The following is an 18,671-nucleotide window of genomic DNA, read 5'->3' as shown; positions in this document are numbered from 1 at the left end:
CTAAAGTTTTATATTATTTATGATGCTTAATTTATTATTCCCATATTTTTAAAAATTTAATCAAATAATTAGAATTAATAGAAAAAAAGTCAGAAGGTATGATTAGTACCTGCTGACTTTTTTACTTGAAGATTTAACCTTAACTTTATTCATAAAAAATAATGATCTTATGATGTTAAAACTATTACTAATCATCGCCAAAAACAAACTCCCTAATAGCCTCTGCCACCCCATCTTCATCATTAGTTAAAGCTATTTTATTTGCACATTCTTTAACTTTATCTGGAGCATTTCCCATAGCAATACCAAGCCCTGCATATTCTATCATATCCATGTCATTATAATTATCTCCCATAGCAAGTATTTCTTCTTGTTTTATATTAAACTTTCTTCTAAGGACATCAATGGCAGAGGTCTTTGAAGCTTCCTTAGGCATAATCTCAAGATAGGTTGGTTTTGAAGGATATATGTTTAAATCATAATCTCCTATCTTTTCTTTTAATGAATTTATCCTACCAGCCTCTGACATACATAAAATCTTATTAGGACCTGTCCTTTCTTTCTTCCAAAGCTTAATAAGCTCACTAAAATCAACAATATTTGGAGTAATGTTTGTTATATCACTCTCCTGTTTAGCCCAGTAGTCCATGCCTTCTATATACCATTCATCATCCTTATACAAGCTCATGTGAACCTTTTCACACTGAACCAACTTATATAATTTTTCTAAGTCATAAACAGATATAATCTTTTTCGACAAAACATCTCTGCTTTCATCTAAAATCAAAGCTCCGCTATAACATATAATAGACTGTTTTATCTGCAACTCTTCCTGTAAAAACAATATCCCCTTAGGCATTCTTGCAGACACTAATATTACTGGAATTTTTTTATCATTTGAAACAGTTTTAATTACTTCTTTAGTTATCTTTGAAATCTGGTGTCTGGAATTTAAAAGTGTTCCATCGATATCAAGACATATCATTTTAATCTTACTCATTAATACAACCTCCTGCTAATTTATAATTTGGAAGAAAAATCTCCATCACTTTCAATTGTCAACTATGCACTTATTAAGTCAATTTACTACCATCACTTTCCCCATTTGATATTTGTTCTTTGAAAACTTTACACTTTAATTTTACTTCGTCTCTTCCCACTATTCAGCAATAATCAGCTGAATATTTTCTTTCTGAATAATATCCATAAAATTCTTAGGTGGTTTATCATCTGTAATTATAATATCTATCTGATTCCAATTTACTCCTTTATAATAACTAGAGTTCTTAAACTTTTTACAATCTGTAAGTATAATGACTTTATCAGATTTTTTTATAGCTGACTGCTTAATAAAAGCATCTTCCTCATCATCATAGTATATTCCATCTTCGCTCACAGACGCTGCCCCTATAAACGCTGTATCAAACCTCATACCTTTAATTAGATCTTCACATCCTGGTTTATAAAAGAATCTATTCTTATTATTAAGTAATCCTCCAACAGAATTTACATAAATATCTTTTTTTTCTGAAAGTATTTCAATATTATCTAGTGAATGGGTTACTATAGTAACTCTCTTATTTAAATATTCTGCTAAAAAGCTGATGGTTGTAGAAACATCAAAAAAATAATGTTCTTTTTCATTGATAAATTCCAAAGCCTTTTTTGCAATATACTTTTTTTCCTTTGAATAATATTTAAGTCTTTCTCTATAGGCCTCAATAGTATTTCTAAGCACTGGAAGAGTAATCCCTCCATGAGTACGAATTGCAGTTCCCTGCTCTATAAGTTTTATAATATCTCGTCTTGCAGTATCCCTTGAAACATTAAACATTGTACAAATATCATGAATAGACATTGTATTGTTCTCTTTTAAATAATGAAGTATTTTCAAAAGTCTTTCTTCTTGATACATTCAACCAATCCTATCTTTTAATTTTCAAACTATTTTACATTAATTGAAGTAAGTTCTTAATTCATGTGGGGATTCTTTTACCCCATCTGAATTTTAGAACTGCAAATGCACGGCTTACTTGGCGTCGAACTCCACTTGAAGAAAAGCAGAGAACCAAAATCTTCTTTTCGATTTTGTGTGAATCGCTTTCACAGAGTGCAAGCAGAGAACCAAAATCTTCTTTTCCATTTTGTGTGAATCGCTTTCGCAGAGTGCAAGCAGACAAAACAAAATTTATTTTGTATTTGGTGTGAATAGCTGTACAAAGTGCAAGCAGAGAGCCCAAATTTTAATTTGGTGTGAATCACTTGCACAGAGTGATTCGGAGACTTACGCCAAGTTAGTCAGGTTAAATTATAATTAAACTGTGGGGATCAATATTAATGTTTTGAGATACTATTATATCTACAAAAGAATTACTAGCTATTGGATCAACTATAATAATATCTATATTCTTTAAATCCAATCCTTTATAGTAAGAAATATTTTCATACTTTTCATGTTCTGCCAATAAAATAACTGTTTTGGACTTTTTAGCAGCCTCTCTTTTAATAACAGCATCTTCTTCATCGTCATAGTATATTCCATCTCTAGTTATAGCTGTAGCACCTAAAAAAGCTACATCAAATTCTATTCCTTTAAAATAATCTTCCTTATCATTTTTATAAAAAAATCTATTCTTTCTATTAAAATTTTCTCCAATAGAATACAATGAAACTTTCTCTTTATCTGAAAGAATATATAGATTATCTAAAGAATGTGTATATACCGTAATCTCCTTATCTACAGCCTTAGCTAGGAATTGAATACTTGTAGACACATCAAAGAAATAGGTTTTTCCATCTTTAATAAACATTGAAGCTTTTTCAACCATTTTCTTTTTTTCCTCAGAGTGCATACTAAGTCTCTCTTCATAAGAATGATTACAGTGTCTATAATATTCCATCTGATTATCTTTCACCATGTAATCCCCCCTAATTCCATTATAAGTATTTATAAGTATTTTTTCAACATTTTTAAGTAATTAATTTTTAAATTTTTATATGATAAAATACCTACAACTACTAAAAGTTTTCATTAATAAAAAAGAGACCTTACTATGCTGTAAAAAAACATTGTAAAAGATCTCTTAATTTTTAAATAATTCTATTAAATTTTATTTGCTTAACTTTGCTAACTTCTTTTGATATTTAAAAACCATATTGCTTATGAAATTTCTTGGAAGCATTACTAGAATTTTATTTGCAAGTCCAGGAATAATTAATTTCTTATTATTCTTTAATCCCTTATAAGCTATTCTTGCCACTTTATCCGGCATCATAGCTATGGATGAATTTTTTCTTCCTGCACTTTTTGCAAAATTTGTTCTAGTAGCTCCTGGACATAGAGTTGATACTGTTATATTATAAGGTTTTAATTCCCTATAAATAGCCTCAGAAAATGATAATACATAAGCTTTCGTAGCATAATAAACTGCTATAAAAGGACCTGGAGCAAAGGAACCAGTAGATGCCACATTTAAAATCTTACCATAACCTCTCTCTATCATTTTTTTAGAAAAAAGCTTTGTAATTTCAGTTAAAGTGACTATATTAAGCTGCAACATTTCTATATCTTTTTCCATTTTCATATGATGAAACAACCCTACGGCACCTATTCCCGCATTATTTACAAGAATATCCACTTGTAAATTTCTATCAATCACCTCATGAAACAACTCCTGTGCAGCACCTGTCTTTGATAAATCCTGTGCTATTACATGCACTTTTATTTTGTATTTATTCGTTAATTCTTTTGCCAATTTTTTCATTTTTTCAACACTTCTTGAAACTAGTACAATATTGTATGTATGGGAGGCAAATACCTTAGCCAGCTCAAAGCCTATACCACTGGAAGCTCCCGTTATTAACACTGTGTCTGAGGTTTTCATAGTATTACTCCCTTATTATTATAGCAATAGAAGCTCATTTCTTAATACATCCTCATAAGACTCTCTTCTGCAAATAAGTCTTGCATGGCCATCCTTCACCAGCACTACAGCTGCCTTTGGTATTTTATTATAATTATTAGCCATAGAATAACCATAAGCTCCAGTATTAGTAACAATCAATATATCTCCACTTTCAACCTTAGCTATATCCACGTCCGTTAAAAGTATATCTCCAGATTCACAACATTTTCCTGCAACTGTTACCTTTTCATTGGTTCCATTATTTAATTTATTTGCTATAGCACATTCATATTCTGCCTGATACAGTGAAGGTCTTATATTATCTGTCATTCCACCATCTACAGAAATATATTTTCTGATTTCGGGAATATCTTTAATGGAACCTACGGTGTATAAAGTAGTCCCAGCATTCCCTATAATAGATCTGCCTGGTTCTATTATTAATGTTGGTAAAGTTATATCTATTTCTTTTGCTTTACTTTCTGCCCTCTTTAATATAGCACTACAGAACTCCTCAGCTTCTCTTGGTTTATCTGCTTCTGTGTAGTATATACCAAAGCCTCCTCCAAGATCCAGCTCTTCTATTTCATAATTAAGTTCGTCTTTAATAGTTTTTATTATATCAAGCATTATATCTACTTCTTCTTCGTAAGGCTTTATCTCAAATATCTGAGATCCTATGTGACAATGAAGTCCCATCAATTTTATATTTGGAAGAGATATGGCTTTTTTAACTGCATTTATTGTTTCGCTGTTTAACAGAGTAAATCCAAATTTTGAATCTACCTGTCCTGTTTTTATATAATCATGAGTATGTGCTTCAATTCCTGGAGTTATTCGAAGTAGTATTTTCTGAATTTTGTCATCTTCTTTAGCTATTTCATTTATTTTTTCCAGTTCATAAAAATTGTCCACAACGAATCTTCCAACATTAAAATTTATACCCATTTTAATCTCATCTATAGTCTTATTGTTACCATGGAACAATACTTTTTCCATAGGGAAACCAGCTTTATGGGCAGTATAAAGTTCTCCTCCAGATACTACATCTAGGTTAAGCCCTTCTTCATCTATTATCTGGCACATTGCAGTTGGCAAGAAAGCTTTTCCTGCATAGGCAACTTTATTTTTTCCCTCTTTAACATTAAAATTTTCACAATAATCTCTACAATTTTTTCTAACTAACTCTTCATCTATAACATAAAGAGGAGTTCCAAATTCCTTACATAAATTTGTAGTGCTAATTCCTCCTATATATAATTCATTTTCCTTTGCTTCCATAGTACCAAACAGCTTCATCAAATTTCACCTCTAAATTTTTTAGTTAAAATATCTCACAAAATTATTATAAATATAATTAAAAAATATATACTCTTTTTGGCAAATACTTACTTTTATCTATAATAAAAGTATAATTAATATAATTAATTATACTAGATTACACGCCATAAGCAATACTTTATAAAAAACTATTAATTTTATTCTTTTTTGAATATTTTTAATCTTAATAATTCAAAAATCACCTCTTCTAAAATTTGTTATATCATAGAAATTAAATTAATATATCTATAAGAAACCATCTATTGATGCCTAAAATTCTTTATAACTAAATCCACTGCTTTCTGTTTGTCGCTTTGTTTAATAGCACAAGTTATCCTTATCTGAGAAGTAGTTATCATTTTTACTTCTATACCATTGTCACTAAATAATTTAAACATTCTAGCTGCAACTCCAGAGGTAGATTTCATTCCTATGCCTACCACTGAAAACTTATCTATATCTTTATCTACATATACATTTTCCCTTTCAGCAAAATCATCAATTATATTAAGACACGTTTCTATATTTTCCTTTGGAATGGTAAAAGATACATTAACCCTTCCATCTATAGGTGCTGTCTGACTTATCATGTCTACATTAATTTTTTTACTGGCTAAAGCTTCAAAAAGATTTGATATGATATTTATGTCACTATATATGTCTTTAATAGTAACCGCCACATCTTCATCACTGGTGGCAATGCCTGTTATAGGTTTACTCTCCATATTCATAGTATTTACCTCCTTAATAACTGTTCCTTTTACATCACTAAAGCTCAGTCTTACATGTATGGGAATTTTATATTTTTGTGCAAGTTCTATGGCTCTTAAATGCAGAAGCTGAGCCCCAAGGCTGGTAAGCTCAATCACTTCCTCATAATCAATTTCTTCTAACTTTCTAGCATATTTATACTCTCTAGGATCTATATCATATATACCATCTGCATAAGTGTATATTTCACAAATTGCATTTAATTTTACGGCTATAGCCACTGCAGTAGTGTCCGATCCCCCTCTTCCAAGAGTTGTTATATCTCCAAGCCAATTAATTCCTTGAAATCCAGCTATTATTACAACTTTGTCCTTTCTGAGACTCCTATTTATTGCCCTATCATCTAAATCCGCAATGAGAGAATTACCATAATCCCCTACAGTTCTCATTCCAATCTGATAGGCAGTATAACTTACGGCATCGCATCCCATTTCCTTTATAGTCATAGCCAGCAGTGAAGCCGAAGCCATTTCTCCTGTAGATAATAATACGTCCAATTCTCTTTTATCTGGCTCATCCGAAATTTTCTTCGCCAGATTTATAAGTCTATCTGTGGTATTATTCATTGCCGAAACTACCACTACAACTTTATTTCCCTCTTCTTTCTTATTAACAACAGCTTCTGCCACCTTCTTCATCTTATCTATAGTGGATAAAGAACTGCCACTATATTTCTGTACAATTACCGGCATGCCGTTACCTCCTATTTTTATTAAACATTATTACATTTCTTAAAAATCAATAATCCTGTAAAATACAAAAACGACAAAGGAATACCTTTGCCGCCTTATATCATTATAAACATCTTAATTATAGCATATAACCTTAAGCATTTCAATATTATTTCCATATAGCCTCAGGTCAAAAGCATAAATCAATCTCTTTCTAAAATTCTTTTTCATGAGTTTTTTTAAAAATTGAATATAACCATTACTTATCTTTCCAGTCTTCAAAAAATACTCCTGAATATTTAATAGGCATATATTCAGAAAAGAATTGTTTTAAATCTGCTTCTGGATCAACATCTTTAAATTGTTCTGGCCATAATTGCTTTGCAATATACTCAATCATTGCAAAGTCAAAAGGATACTTAGCATAGTTAAAATGAAATCCGTATAATCTGCCATTTTTGATAGCTGAAAGATCGCTCCAACCAGGTCGTTTTGTATATTCTTCTAGATGCTTTTTAGATTGTTCTTCAGTGATAAAATAACCAAATCTCATAATGTTGGAAGTTGGGTTCCAATTTGCTCCACCTATCATAATCATATCAGGATTTGAATTTAAAACTACTTCAGGATTTAGAGCATCCATTCCATGTCCTTCTCCTATATTTACAGCTCCTAATCTTTTAAGTAAAGCTCCAAGTCCGCCAGAAGTATCTCCTCTAGTAGCTCCAATTTCCTGAGGCGTTACATTCCCTAATTCAAAATAAACAGATGGTTTTTTTGAATTCTCTTTTATAGCTTTACTAGTAATTTTTAATACATTATCAATTTTATTTCTTGAATATTTCACCATTTTATCCGTCTTTTCTTTGTACCCTAACATATCACCTAACATAGACATACTATCAAGCATACTATATAATGAATCATTTTTAGGATTGGAGTCATCCGAATCAATAAAAACTACAGGCAATCCAACCTCAATCAATTTTTTAACACTACTCTTTTGTATAAAAGCATAATCTACAATAATAACGTCCGGATCAAGATCTAACAGTTTCTCACTGCTTACTGAATCATCATATACACTTCCACATTCCACCATTTTACCCATATCAAAAGTTTGTGAAAATTTATTGTACAAATCTATATCATTAGTTTTTAAATCTTGTCCTAAAGATATTACTTTCTTATCAAAATCTTTACCTAATATAGCACCCAACATGTTTGTTTCCATATATCTTAGCGTAACAATTTTCTTAATATTAGTTGATAATGTTACTTTCCTTCCTGCCATATCCGTATATATTTTTGTTTTAGCTGTAGTTGCAGCTGTAGCATTCACTGCTTCATTCTTTGCTGAAGTTGTACCACACCCCGAAATTGATACTAAAACAATGACAACCAGCAATAAACTTAAAACCACTTTCTTAATTCTCATTTTGATTCCTCCTATGTATATTAAATTTTAATTTTGGGATACTATTTCATATTTTTCTGCGTCATCTGCAATATTAACAAACTCAATAACCTGCTTACCTTGCTTATTTACATATATTTCACTATCAATTTTATATATTTCTCTTATCATTTCTTTTGTTAAGACTTCCTCAGGGGTTCCACTAGAATAAACGTTACCATCTTTCATAACAACAATATTGTCAGCATATCTTGAAGCTAGATTTATATCATGCATTACAATTATTACAATCATTTTCTTCTCATGTGCTAACTTTGATACTATATTAAGCAGCGAGAATTGACGATGTATATCCAGATTATTTAACGGCTCGTCCAATATTAAAATTTCTGGCTCTTTAATTATTGATTGAGCTAATAACACCATTTGGAGCTGACCGCCGCTTAATTCATTAATTTTACTTTTAGCTAAGTGCTGCAATTCAAAAGTATCTAAAATGTCATTAACCTTCTGTTCCTGATTTTTACTAATCTTAAGAGTTAGTGTGTTCATAAGACCCAAAAGCACTGCCTCAAAAACAGTAATTGAAGCATCATTTTGGGATGTTTGCGGCAAATAGCCTATTTTTTCTTTAATAAATTCTTTTTTCCTTTTAAGACTTTCACCATCATAATACATTTCACCATCACACTTATATATATTTACAATACATTTAATGAGTGTAGACTTTCCTGAACCATTGGGGCCTATGATTGCAGTTATATTATTTTTAAAAGTCAAACTAATATTATTTAATGAAAATTTAGAAGAATGTTTATAATTAATTTTATGTATTTTAAAATTCATTTTCTTATCACCTATCTTCTCTTAAAATAAGTATCAATAAAAATGGAATACCGATAATTGAAGTAATTATTCCTAATGGAATCTGCACTCCAGCTATAGCAACCTTGCTTAGTACTGATGAAACTGATAACATAAACGCTCCAGTCAACATAGATGCTGGAATAAAAAATCTTTGTTCTTCACCTACTAAAGACTTTGCTATATATGGTGCAACTAGTCCAATAAAACCTATAGTTCCAGCAAAGCAAACTGCAATGGATGTTATCAATGAAGACAATATCAAAATCTTTGTTCTTAACTTTTCTACATTAATTCCTAATGCTGTTGCAGTATTTTCTCCCATACATAATGATGTTAGTTTCCATGATTCTCTAAAGAGAATTGGTGTCACTATTACAAGTACTACAAAAACTATTGTATCTTGCTGCCATGAAGCTCCTAAGATAGATCCCTGTGACCAATTATTTATACCCCTTAAAATTTCATCAGGTACAAAATATGTAAGTATAGAATTTAATGCAGTAAACATAAAACTTATTGCAATACCAGCTAAAATTATGGTTCCCCTATCCTTTTTTATCTTTCCAATAGTATAAATGAAAAATGATGATATTAATGAAAAAGCAAAAGCAAATATAGGGGTAGCATAGTTACTCATGGATTTTGGTAAAAATGCATATCCAAAAATCAAAGATAATGATGCTCCAAAAGATGCTGCTGCTGATATTCCCAGTGTATATGGACTAGCGAGACTATTATTAAGTATAGTCTGCATTTCCATACCTGCAACAGCTAATCCAGCACCACTTAATAGTGCCATAATTGCTATTGGTAATCTAATTACTCTAACAATTATATTTACTTTTTTACTTAATGACTCAGGATTTGTTAATGAAGCAATTACATCGAAAATATTTAACATTGCTGGTCCAGTTGACAGATCAATTATAAAGCTACTTAATACAAGCAATAGTAAAATCGTCAAAGCTATTACTTTTCGCATAATAACTAACCTATAATTTTGAGACTTTTCCATGATAATTTTTTTAGAGTTTATATTTTTATCCATAGTTCCTCCCTTTTAAACTGATTTTCATTTAATAACTACCATCCATAATGCTGCTATCTTCTATTTCATAAAAACTTTTAGTGACCTCCATGGACAATGATGTTAGTATTTTATCAATAAAATTTCTACTACCCGTTATTCCCTATGGATAATTGACAGATATCCACGGAGTGCCAAATTTTCCCTCCAGCATTTCTCCAACAGACTCAAACCCAGATAACACAACATTTAGCATAGGCGGTGATATTTTCATAATATTCCGATAATTTTCACAAAGAAAAATTGCATTTTAAAATTTCATTACATTTTCCACTATTGCCTCCATTTCACCCTTCATATTAATACCATTAATAATAAAACTATATAAAATTATGTAAAATGTATTATTACGGTATATATATCATTGTGTAAAACTATACAAAATATGTTATAACTCATTATAATGAAATTTTATAACTATTACAATATTTTTTTGATATTTTATCAATAAATTATACAATTTTCTTAAAAATTATTTATTTTTGTTAGAAATTATTATTTGTTTATAAATTACAAAACTATTATCTATTTATCATATTTTAATAAAACCATATTTTATTATGAATATTGACATAAAATTTATTATTGGATACAATTAAATTAATTTTTAGAATTTATCAATAAATAATATTTATTATATTATTGGGAGGAATAAATTATGGAAAAATTAAGTACCAAATATGGTATTATTGAGGGCATATCTTCCCTAGATTATTATGGGAACGGTAATCCAAGAGATTGTATTATAACCAAAACAGTAAATGAGTTAAAAACTTCCTATGGAATCCTTATTCCACAATATGAAAGTGGCAGTGAAAGACGCAAACATGTAAAATCTCTTTCTTTTTATGATGATGGAAATCTACAAAGTATATATTTACAAAATCAAACTAAAATAAATACACCTGTAGGAACTTTACCTGCAGAATTAATTACATTCTATAAGAGCGGAAAAATCAAGCGAATTTTCCCTCTAAACGGACAGATTACAGCTTATTGGTCAGAACAAGATGAATATAATCTTGCAGAAGATATTTCTTTAGATCTATCTGTCGGAAAAATTGAAAAGAAAATTATATCTATAAATTTCTATGAAAATGGAGTAGTAAAAAGCGTTACCTTTTGGCCTACTAATCCTGTAGAAATAGATTCACCTATTGGAAAAGTTATGTCCCGTATAGGTTTTGCCTTTTATAACAGCGGCAAATTAAAATCCTTTGAACCATTAAGACCAACTAAAATAAAAACTCCAATAGGTGAAATAAATGCCTATGATGTAGATGCATTAGGTATTCACGCTGATTTAAATTCTGTAAATTTCTTTGAAGATGGAAATATAAAATCACTAACAACCTCTTCTGACAGCGTAGAAATAACTACAAATACTGGTGAAAAGAAAATATATAAACCAGGTCTAAAAATCAGTGTAATCAACGATGAAGTCAAAGATATAGTCCCACTAACTATAAATTTTGACAATGATAAAGTTTATTTTAATGGGGATATTAACAATAGCTATTCATTAAAAGCTTGTTCTTTTAATGTAAAATATATCCCCCTTCAAGTTAAGTCACCTTGTGCAGGCTGTTCCAGTGACTCCAGCTGTGATGGAGAATGCTGCTAATTTTGTATTCCCTTGAAGCAAGTTCTTAATTCAGGTTGGGATTCTTTTACCTCATCTGAATTTTAGAACTGCAAATGCATGGCTTACTTGGCGTTGGGCTCCCACTTGAAGAAGCTGGAGACTTACGCCAAGTTAGTCAGGTTAAAATTAATCTTGCTCTAATCAAATAAAATTTAATCATCACATAACTAATGGCTGTTATCTTTAAATTCATAGAGATAACAGCCACAGTTTTTGTATAATTTATTTAGACAACTCTTATATTTCAAGCAATTAGTCTCATTTTAAAGCGAAGCTGCAATTATAGACTTTGAAATAACCTGTGCCATATTATATACAGTATTTAATCTAGTATTTTGAAGTACCATAAACTCCTTATCATCAATCACATTTACCACCCCAATTATACTTAAATCACCTACCGCCTGCAATTTCTTATTTAATGCAACTCCTGGAACTATAGGACTATCTTTAACTATAATTTTACCCACATCTTTAGCATTTCCAAGACAAGCATCTATGACAATTATATAGGGGTTATCATAAATTAATTTTATATTTTTTATACTTTTAGACAAATTTTTAGCATGTATTGGATTTTCCAAAGTTCCATAAACATTGTCAATTCCCTTTAAAAAAGTGCCCACCAAAGGTCCAAGACTGTCACCCGTACTTCTATCTGTTCCAATACACAATATTACTATATTATTTTTATCTACTATTCTTTTATCAATTTCTTCACTTATCCTTTTATGAGCATCTTTCTCCCCGTAATAAATTTCCATATGCATATCCCCCATATTTTAGATATTCTCTATTCCTTAATTTATGAATTTTCGTTGTAAAATTCTTTTAAGGATCTTTTAACATAAATATGATCCTGAACACCACATAGCTCTCTTATAGAATGCATAGCCAAAAGTGGAGTTCCCATATCCACTGTTCTTATTCCAACATGAGTAGAGGATATTGGTCCTATTGTACTCCCACCTAATTCGTCAGATCTGTTGACAAATTTTTGTACAGGTACCTTTGCTTTTTTACATATAGCTTCATAGACTGAAATAGTATTGCTGTCAGAAGTATATTTTTGATTTGCACTTATTTTTATAACTGGCCCTTTGTTAATAATAGGTCTATTAGTAGGATCACTTTTTTCTCCTCTATTAGGATGAACAGCATGAGCAGCATCCGCTGAAATCATAAAGCTCTTGTAAAGCGCTCTGAAATAATCTTCCCTGTCTCCGCCAAAAGATATGACAATTCTCTCAAGAGTTCCTGCAAGAAATTCTGAATCAGCTCCCTGTTTCGTAGAGCTTCCAATTTCTTCATTATCAAAGCAAGCTAGAACATTAGTAGCATCTGTAATGTCAGCCTCTGTAAAAGCTGCAAGACTTGCATGAATCATTTCTAAATCATCTAATCTGCTGCTTGAAATAAATTCATTATTAAGTCCTATTATATTTCCTTTATTGTATTCATATAAAAAAAGATCAAAATCCAATATTTCCTCTGGTTCTATATTAAACTCCCTTGCTATAGTTTTAACCAAAAGATTATCCTTTTCTAAAGTATCATTTATAAGTCCTAATAAAGGAAGTACATCCAATTGTCTATTTAATTCTACCCCTTTATTAATTGACCTATTCATATGTATAGCTAAATTTGGAATAATCATTATAGGCCTTTTTATATTTACCAATGCTGCTTCTGGATAAAGTATGCCCTTACCTTTTACAGTAATTCTTCCAGCCACAGAAAGTGGTCTATCTAACCAAGTATTTAAAATAGGTCCTCCATATACCTCTGTATTTAATTTTATATAACTTTTTTCTACAGCCATTTCAGGAGATGGTTTAATTCTAAAACTTGGAGAATCTGTATGTGCTCCAATAATTTTAAATCCTTTTTTTGCTATAATTCCATTTCCAATATTAAAAGCTATAATAGCAGAATCATTTCTAATGACAAAATATTTTTCCCCCTTTTGTAATTCCCATCTTTCACCTTCATTAAGTTCAGTAAATCCCTTTTTAATAAGTATTTTTTTAATATTTTTTACTGTATGAAAAGAAGAAGGACTTTCATATATAAAATCTATAAGATCTTTAGCTAATTCTATTTCAGTATTCATATCTATAAAACCTCCAAGTTTGTATTGTTTAGACATATAAAGTATATCAAAAAATAGCTTTATTTTTCCATAATACCTGAAAAATAAATTGCATAAACTATAATTAATGTTTTTTACTTTATAATAGTGGAAAAAGACGAAACAAGCATCAAAGTGTAAAGTTGAAAGAACAAATATCAAATGGGGGAAAGCTTAGTCCTTTTTCCTATATTCAATTAAGAGATTAAGAGTATAATTACTATACTATTTAATCAAAATACCGTATAATAGAAGTTAAAATATTAAATACTTTTAGTAAATAATTGCTAAAAGATTTTATTTAAGGAGTGTTTTAAATGACTGGAAAATTTATAGTATCGCGTTTTATAAAAGACTACGATAATATAAATGACAAAAATGTAAGAGAAAAATATGGATTTTTAAGTGGGATAATAGGAATAATAATTAATTTAATATTATTTACAATTCAAATAGTACTAGGTTTAATTACTAACAGTATAGCTATAATTGCAAATGCCATTAATAATCTTACAGATGTAACCTCTTCTTTGGTAACTCTAATTAGTTTTAAAATGGCAAACAAACCTGCAGATAAAGAACATCCTTTCGGACATGGGAGAATAGAATATATTTCTGCTTTTATAGTTTCATTTTTAATACTAATGGTAGGTTTTGAATTTGTTAAAAGTTCCTTCGAAAGGATAATGCATCCAGAGCCTCTAAAATTCAGCATAATTACATTAATAATCATGCTGATCGCTATTCCTCTAAAACTTTGGTTAAGTCATTTTAATAAAGGTCTAGGTAAATTAATAAATTCTTCTACTATTAGTGCCACTGGTACCGATTCTTTAAATGATGCTATAATACTTATAGGCTTGGTATTCTCTATATTAATATCATATTTTCTCAACATATCAATAGACGGCTATGTTGGAATGATAATAGCCATATTTATATTACTGTCTGGTATTTCATTTTTAAAAGAAACTCTTAATCCATTGCTTGGTGAAGCCCCAGATCCAACTTTGATAAAAAAGCTTAAAAACGGCATATTAAGTTACGATAATATTTTAGGCGTACATGATATAATAATACACAATTATGGACCTGAGAAAATAATGGCATCACTTCATGCGGAAGTTCCCTGTAATATATCCATTATGAAAATTCACGATATAATTGATACCGCTGAAAAAGAACTTTCTGAAAAACTGGATATCTTTATAGTTATACATATGGATCCCATATGTAATAATTCTGCAGAAATAATCTCAACTAAAAATACAGTTACAGAACTATTAAAAAATTTCCCTATTATAAAATCAATTCATGATTTTCGAATAATCGGTGATGGCAAGTGTAGGAAGATATTATTTGATGCAGTTGTAAGTTTTGATGATAAAATATCTGAGAGGGAAAAAGAAAATCTAAAAAAAAGTGTAATTGAGTCTATTAAAAAAGCTTATCCATGTTATGATGCTATTATAACTATTGATCAAGACTATACTCAATAATGTCTCATAATAGTGGGAAAAGACGAAACAAACATCAAAGTATAAAGTTCAAAGAACAAATATCAGATTTAGAAAAGTGATAGTAGTAAATTCACCTAATAAGTGGATAGTTGACAGTAGAAAGTGAATAGTGGTGGGAGATAATCTTGTATAACGATTTCTAAGTATAGAAAATATCGATATTTAGATTCCTAGAAACTATACTTTAATGGCATATTAATGTTTAGACAATTATTTGAAAGCTAAGGGCTGCAGCTGTTATCTCCAACAAGATGGTGGTAGCAGTTGCAGCTTCCTCATATAATTCATCTAAAATAGCTCCAGTTTGGCCAGATTTATTAACAACAGGGTCTTGTTGGCAGGTTAACAAAATTGATGGATATAGTAATTATAGCTTGAAAATTTTATATTTTTAAGTTAGTTATCATAACCGACCTACTGGTCTAAAAACCCATATTGCCATTTAAAAAAGCTGTACCTGTTAATGAGCTGAAACATACGCTTATCACTACACTAACATAAGATTTACTTTGTCCTTTAATCCTGTTCTGTTAAAATTATTGGTCCATCTTCTGTTATTGCAAGTGTGTGTTCATATTGAGCAGAAAGGCTGCCATCAGCAGTACGTGCTGTCCATCCATTGCTGTCTTCTACAGTTTCATAAGTTCCTATATTTATCATAGGCTCTATTGTTATTACCATTCCCTCTCTAAGTTTTATCCCTCTTCCAGGCCTTCCATAGTGAGGTACAGCTATATCATCATGCATCTTTTTACCTATACCATGTCCTGTATAATCTCTTACTACAGAATATCCAAGGGATTCAGCATAAGTTTGTATTTCATAACCTATATCACCTATGTGATTTCCAGGAACAGCTTTTTTTATTCCTCTATAAAGACATTCTTTTGTAACTTTCATAAGATTTTCTGCTTCTTTTGATATTTTTCCTATAGCATAAGACCATGCAGAATCAGCTAGCCATCCATTTAAATTTACCACCATGTCTATAGTTACAATATCACCTTCTTTTAAAGGTTTCTTAGTCGGAAATCCATGGCAGATTTCATCATTTACTGAAGCACATGTAGCATAAGGATATCCCATATAACCTTTTTCTTCTGGAGTTGCATTGTACTTTTTTAAAAATTTTTCCACAAAAGCGTCTATTTCCATGGTAGTTATACCAGGCTTTATCATTTTTTTAATTTCTTTATGACATGCTGCCAGTATTTTACCTGCTTCTCTCATATATTCTATTTCTTGTTTTGTTTTTATTTCTATCACTATTTACCCCTTCTATTCTTAGCCTTAATTTTTTTATTATTATACTAATTATTTTACCTTAAATCAATTTATTATTTACAATTATATTATATTGACAATAAAAATTATTGATTATATGTAAATTAAAATTTATCATATAAAATTCTATAATTAATATAAATAACTTTTGATTAATTACTCCTAATTATACCATAAGCTATTAACTTATCAATCCGTATAACTATTAATATATTGTATAAAATATATATTGTTAATTAAAATTAAATGCAAAAATGATTTAATCATGGAATACAATCTTATGGATTGTTAGCATTATATTGAGAATAAAAAATAAAGCTGATAAATATTAAGAAAGGAGAGAGTTGACATCTCGTAAATTGAAGCAAGTTGTTAATTCAAGTGGGGATTCTTTTATCTCATCTGAATTTTAGAACTGCAAATGCATGGCTTACTTGGCCGAACTCTCACTTTCACAGCGTGCAAGCAGATAAAACAAAATTTATTTTGTATTTGGTATGAATCGCTGTACAGAGTGCAAGTAGAGAGCCCAAATTTTAATTTGGTGCGAGGACTGTACAGAGTGCAAGCAGAGAACCAAAATCTTTTTTTTGATTTTGTGTGAGAGCTGTACAGAGTGCGTGGAAGTCTTATGCCAAGTTAGTCATGTTAAAAACTATTAAGTATTTACGAGTATATAGGGAATAAATCTTATAAATCTATAAGATTTTGTCAACCACATATAAAATGGCAAATTTTAATTCACTAAACAGTTCAAAAGCTAATCAAAAGAGTGTAGAAGATCATAATGAAAATGCAGAAACAGCCATGGAAGGACAAATTAAAGAAGTAAAGCAGTTTTCAATGGATAAATATAATGTAAATGGTCAAACTCAGAGAGGTTATAATAGACATAAGGATGATAGACAATAATTTTAGGCATGAAAAAATTTAGGCGGGGGTATCCTGCCTAAATTTAAAAACTATAAAATATAATTATGTGTAATTAAAGCAACCATCTATACTTAATAATTTTCTATAACTAACTATACTTTATCGAGTTTTAAATTCAAAAATTCTCTTTCTAATTCATAAATATCTTGGTATTCTTTCTCTATTCCAAGTAGTCTTTTTAAAAATTTTAATTCATCAAAGGATAGCTGTAACTCCTCATACCAGGGTCTTGACTTTCTGTTGTTCTTTGTAAAAGATGAGTAATATAAATGAATTAATAAATGACCCAAATATAAAAAATCATCATAAATACTGTATTTTTTATTATCAATAAATCGTGCTAATCCAAAATCTATAAGATAAACATTTTCTTCATCAATAATTACATTTGGTATTCTTATATCTCTGTGAACAATATTTCTTTTCTGCAAGTATTTTATTATATCTATCAATTTAATCCCTATATTATAAATTTCAGAACTAGCAAATTTATGACCATACCCAAAAATCATATCCTCAATTGTCTTTCCATTTTTATATTCTAATATATAAGCATATATATTGTCTCTTTTTATAGTATGAATTAATTTAGGAACAGCAGGATTATCAATAGAAGAAAGTATCTGTTCTTCAAACATAACCTTTTCACCACTTTTTTTAAGGGATTTAGGTTTTATTTCTTTTAAAATATATAATTTATTATTTATCTCAACCAAGTAGCATTTACCAAAACGGCCTTCCCCTATTAAGCTTATAATTTTGTACCCATCAAGTAAATAACCTGATGGGTATTGTTTTTTAAAAAAACGTGAAATCATGACCAGGAACTTCTATACTTTTTTCTACGATAATTTCTATCATGATAATTATCTCTATAAGAATCATCTGAATAGTGATTATAATGTCTTCTCCTATCTGAATCATGATAACGATTATCGTATCTTCTTCCTGAATGAGAACCTGAGCCAACCATATTTAGTATACGATCAAAGAATCCCTGTCTCTTATAGTAGCCGCTGCCACGATGACTGCTATCTCCTCTTCCAAATAGTCTTGAAAAAAAACCCATAGTATCATCCTCCTATTCTTTTAATTTACAGAATGTAATAATTGTTGTAAA

19 protein-coding genes are annotated in these 18,671 nt (G+C 29.7%); 4 read left to right on the top strand and 15 right to left on the bottom strand.

Annotated elements, in window-relative coordinates:
* Positions 1-187: 187 nt before the first annotated feature.
* The 10 genes from CLPA_RS05980 to CLPA_RS05940 form a co-directional block, all read right to left on the bottom strand.
* Positions 188-1,000, bottom strand: coding sequence for a Cof-type HAD-IIB family hydrolase (locus CLPA_RS05980; RefSeq protein WP_003446082.1), 813 nt, complete (start codon positions 998-1,000; stop codon positions 188-190).
* Between the two features lie 159 nt (positions 1,001-1,159).
* Positions 1,160-1,915 carry a DeoR/GlpR family DNA-binding transcription regulator gene (locus CLPA_RS05975; RefSeq protein WP_003446081.1) on the bottom strand — a complete coding sequence of 252 codons (756 nt, stop codon included), beginning with the start codon at positions 1,913-1,915 and terminating at the stop codon, positions 1,160-1,162.
* 388 nt (positions 1,916-2,303) lie between these two features.
* Entirely contained in the window at positions 2,304-2,918 is a 615-nt protein-coding gene (locus tag CLPA_RS05970) for a DeoR/GlpR family DNA-binding transcription regulator (RefSeq protein WP_003446080.1), read from the bottom strand.
* Positions 2,919-3,110: 192 nt separating this feature from the next.
* Complete coding sequence (locus tag CLPA_RS05965; RefSeq protein ID WP_003446079.1) at positions 3,111-3,884, bottom strand: SDR family NAD(P)-dependent oxidoreductase; 774 nt, start codon at positions 3,882-3,884, stop codon at positions 3,111-3,113.
* Between the two features lie 18 nt (positions 3,885-3,902).
* Positions 3,903-5,204, bottom strand: coding sequence for a diaminopimelate decarboxylase (gene lysA, locus CLPA_RS05960; protein WP_003446078.1), 1,302 nt, complete (start codon positions 5,202-5,204; stop codon positions 3,903-3,905).
* A 281-nt stretch (positions 5,205-5,485) separates the two neighbouring features.
* A complete protein-coding gene (locus CLPA_RS05955) occupies positions 5,486-6,688 on the bottom strand; it encodes an aspartate kinase (protein WP_003446077.1) in 1,203 nt (400 codons plus the stop codon).
* A 114-nt stretch (positions 6,689-6,802) separates the two neighbouring features.
* Complete coding sequence (locus tag CLPA_RS21100) at positions 6,803-6,949, bottom strand: hypothetical protein (RefSeq protein ID WP_155760554.1); 147 nt, start codon at positions 6,947-6,949, stop codon at positions 6,803-6,805.
* Entirely contained in the window at positions 6,927-8,105 is a 1,179-nt protein-coding gene (locus CLPA_RS05950) for an ABC transporter substrate-binding protein (RefSeq protein ID WP_003446076.1), read from the bottom strand. The genes CLPA_RS21100 and CLPA_RS05950 overlap by 23 nt, the downstream gene beginning before the upstream one ends.
* Before the next feature lie 27 nt (positions 8,106-8,132).
* Positions 8,133-8,930, bottom strand: coding sequence for an ABC transporter ATP-binding protein (locus tag CLPA_RS05945; protein WP_003446073.1), 798 nt, complete (start codon positions 8,928-8,930; stop codon positions 8,133-8,135).
* Between the two features lie 7 nt (positions 8,931-8,937).
* The gene (locus tag CLPA_RS05940) at positions 8,938-9,999 is read right to left on the bottom strand and encodes a FecCD family ABC transporter permease (RefSeq protein WP_003446071.1); all 1,062 of its coding nucleotides are present in this window, start codon (positions 9,997-9,999) and stop codon (positions 8,938-8,940) included.
* 697 nt (positions 10,000-10,696) lie between these two features.
* On the opposite strand from CLPA_RS05940, the gene CLPA_RS05935 reads away from it, so the two are divergent.
* A complete protein-coding gene (locus CLPA_RS05935) occupies positions 10,697-11,662 on the top strand; it encodes a hypothetical protein (RefSeq protein WP_003446067.1) in 966 nt (321 codons plus the stop codon).
* A gap of 284 nt (positions 11,663-11,946) precedes the next feature.
* Here CLPA_RS05935 and yyaC read toward each other — a convergent pair whose 3' ends face one another.
* Complete coding sequence (gene yyaC, locus CLPA_RS05930) at positions 11,947-12,447, bottom strand: spore protease YyaC (protein ID WP_003446064.1); 501 nt, start codon at positions 12,445-12,447, stop codon at positions 11,947-11,949.
* A 41-nt stretch (positions 12,448-12,488) separates the two neighbouring features.
* On the bottom strand, positions 12,489-13,796 hold the full coding sequence (locus CLPA_RS05925; protein WP_003446055.1) for a M18 family aminopeptidase: 1,308 nt from the start codon (positions 13,794-13,796) through the stop codon (positions 12,489-12,491).
* Between the two features lie 335 nt (positions 13,797-14,131).
* Between CLPA_RS05925 and CLPA_RS05920 the strand changes: the two genes are divergently transcribed.
* Both CLPA_RS05920 and CLPA_RS21095 read left to right on the top strand, forming a co-directional pair.
* On the top strand, positions 14,132-15,313 hold the full coding sequence (locus CLPA_RS05920) for a cation diffusion facilitator family transporter (protein ID WP_003446053.1): 1,182 nt from the start codon (positions 14,132-14,134) through the stop codon (positions 15,311-15,313).
* Between the two features lie 272 nt (positions 15,314-15,585).
* Positions 15,586-15,729: a hypothetical protein gene (locus CLPA_RS21095; protein WP_158380939.1), complete on the top strand. Its 144-nt coding sequence runs from the start codon at positions 15,586-15,588 to the stop codon at positions 15,727-15,729.
* A gap of 121 nt (positions 15,730-15,850) precedes the next feature.
* Here CLPA_RS21095 and map read toward each other — a convergent pair whose 3' ends face one another.
* On the bottom strand, positions 15,851-16,600 hold the full coding sequence (gene map / locus CLPA_RS05915; protein WP_003446049.1) for a type I methionyl aminopeptidase: 750 nt from the start codon (positions 16,598-16,600) through the stop codon (positions 15,851-15,853).
* Between the two features lie 744 nt (positions 16,601-17,344).
* On the opposite strand from map, the gene CLPA_RS05910 reads away from it, so the two are divergent.
* The gene (locus tag CLPA_RS05910; protein ID WP_003446048.1) at positions 17,345-17,530 is read left to right on the top strand and encodes a hypothetical protein; all 186 of its coding nucleotides are present in this window, start codon (positions 17,345-17,347) and stop codon (positions 17,528-17,530) included.
* Positions 17,531-17,643: 113 nt separating this feature from the next.
* Here CLPA_RS05910 and CLPA_RS05905 read toward each other — a convergent pair whose 3' ends face one another.
* Both CLPA_RS05905 and CLPA_RS05900 read right to left on the bottom strand, forming a co-directional pair.
* Positions 17,644-18,369, bottom strand: a complete 726-nt coding sequence (locus CLPA_RS05905) for a protein kinase domain-containing protein (RefSeq protein WP_003446046.1) — start codon at positions 18,367-18,369, stop codon at positions 17,644-17,646.
* On the bottom strand, positions 18,366-18,620 hold the full coding sequence (locus CLPA_RS05900) for a hypothetical protein (RefSeq protein WP_003446045.1): 255 nt from the start codon (positions 18,618-18,620) through the stop codon (positions 18,366-18,368). Before CLPA_RS05900 ends, CLPA_RS05905 begins: the two co-directional genes overlap by 4 nt.
* Between the last annotated feature and the right edge of the window lie 51 nt (positions 18,621-18,671).

Source organism: Clostridium pasteurianum DSM 525 = ATCC 6013, assembly GCF_000807255.1.
In the GTDB taxonomy this organism is placed as follows: domain Bacteria; phylum Bacillota; class Clostridia; order Clostridiales; family Clostridiaceae; genus Clostridium_I; species Clostridium_I pasteurianum.
The sequence above is the reverse complement of the archived record's forward strand: the minus strand, read 5'-3'. Positions and strand labels throughout refer to the sequence as shown.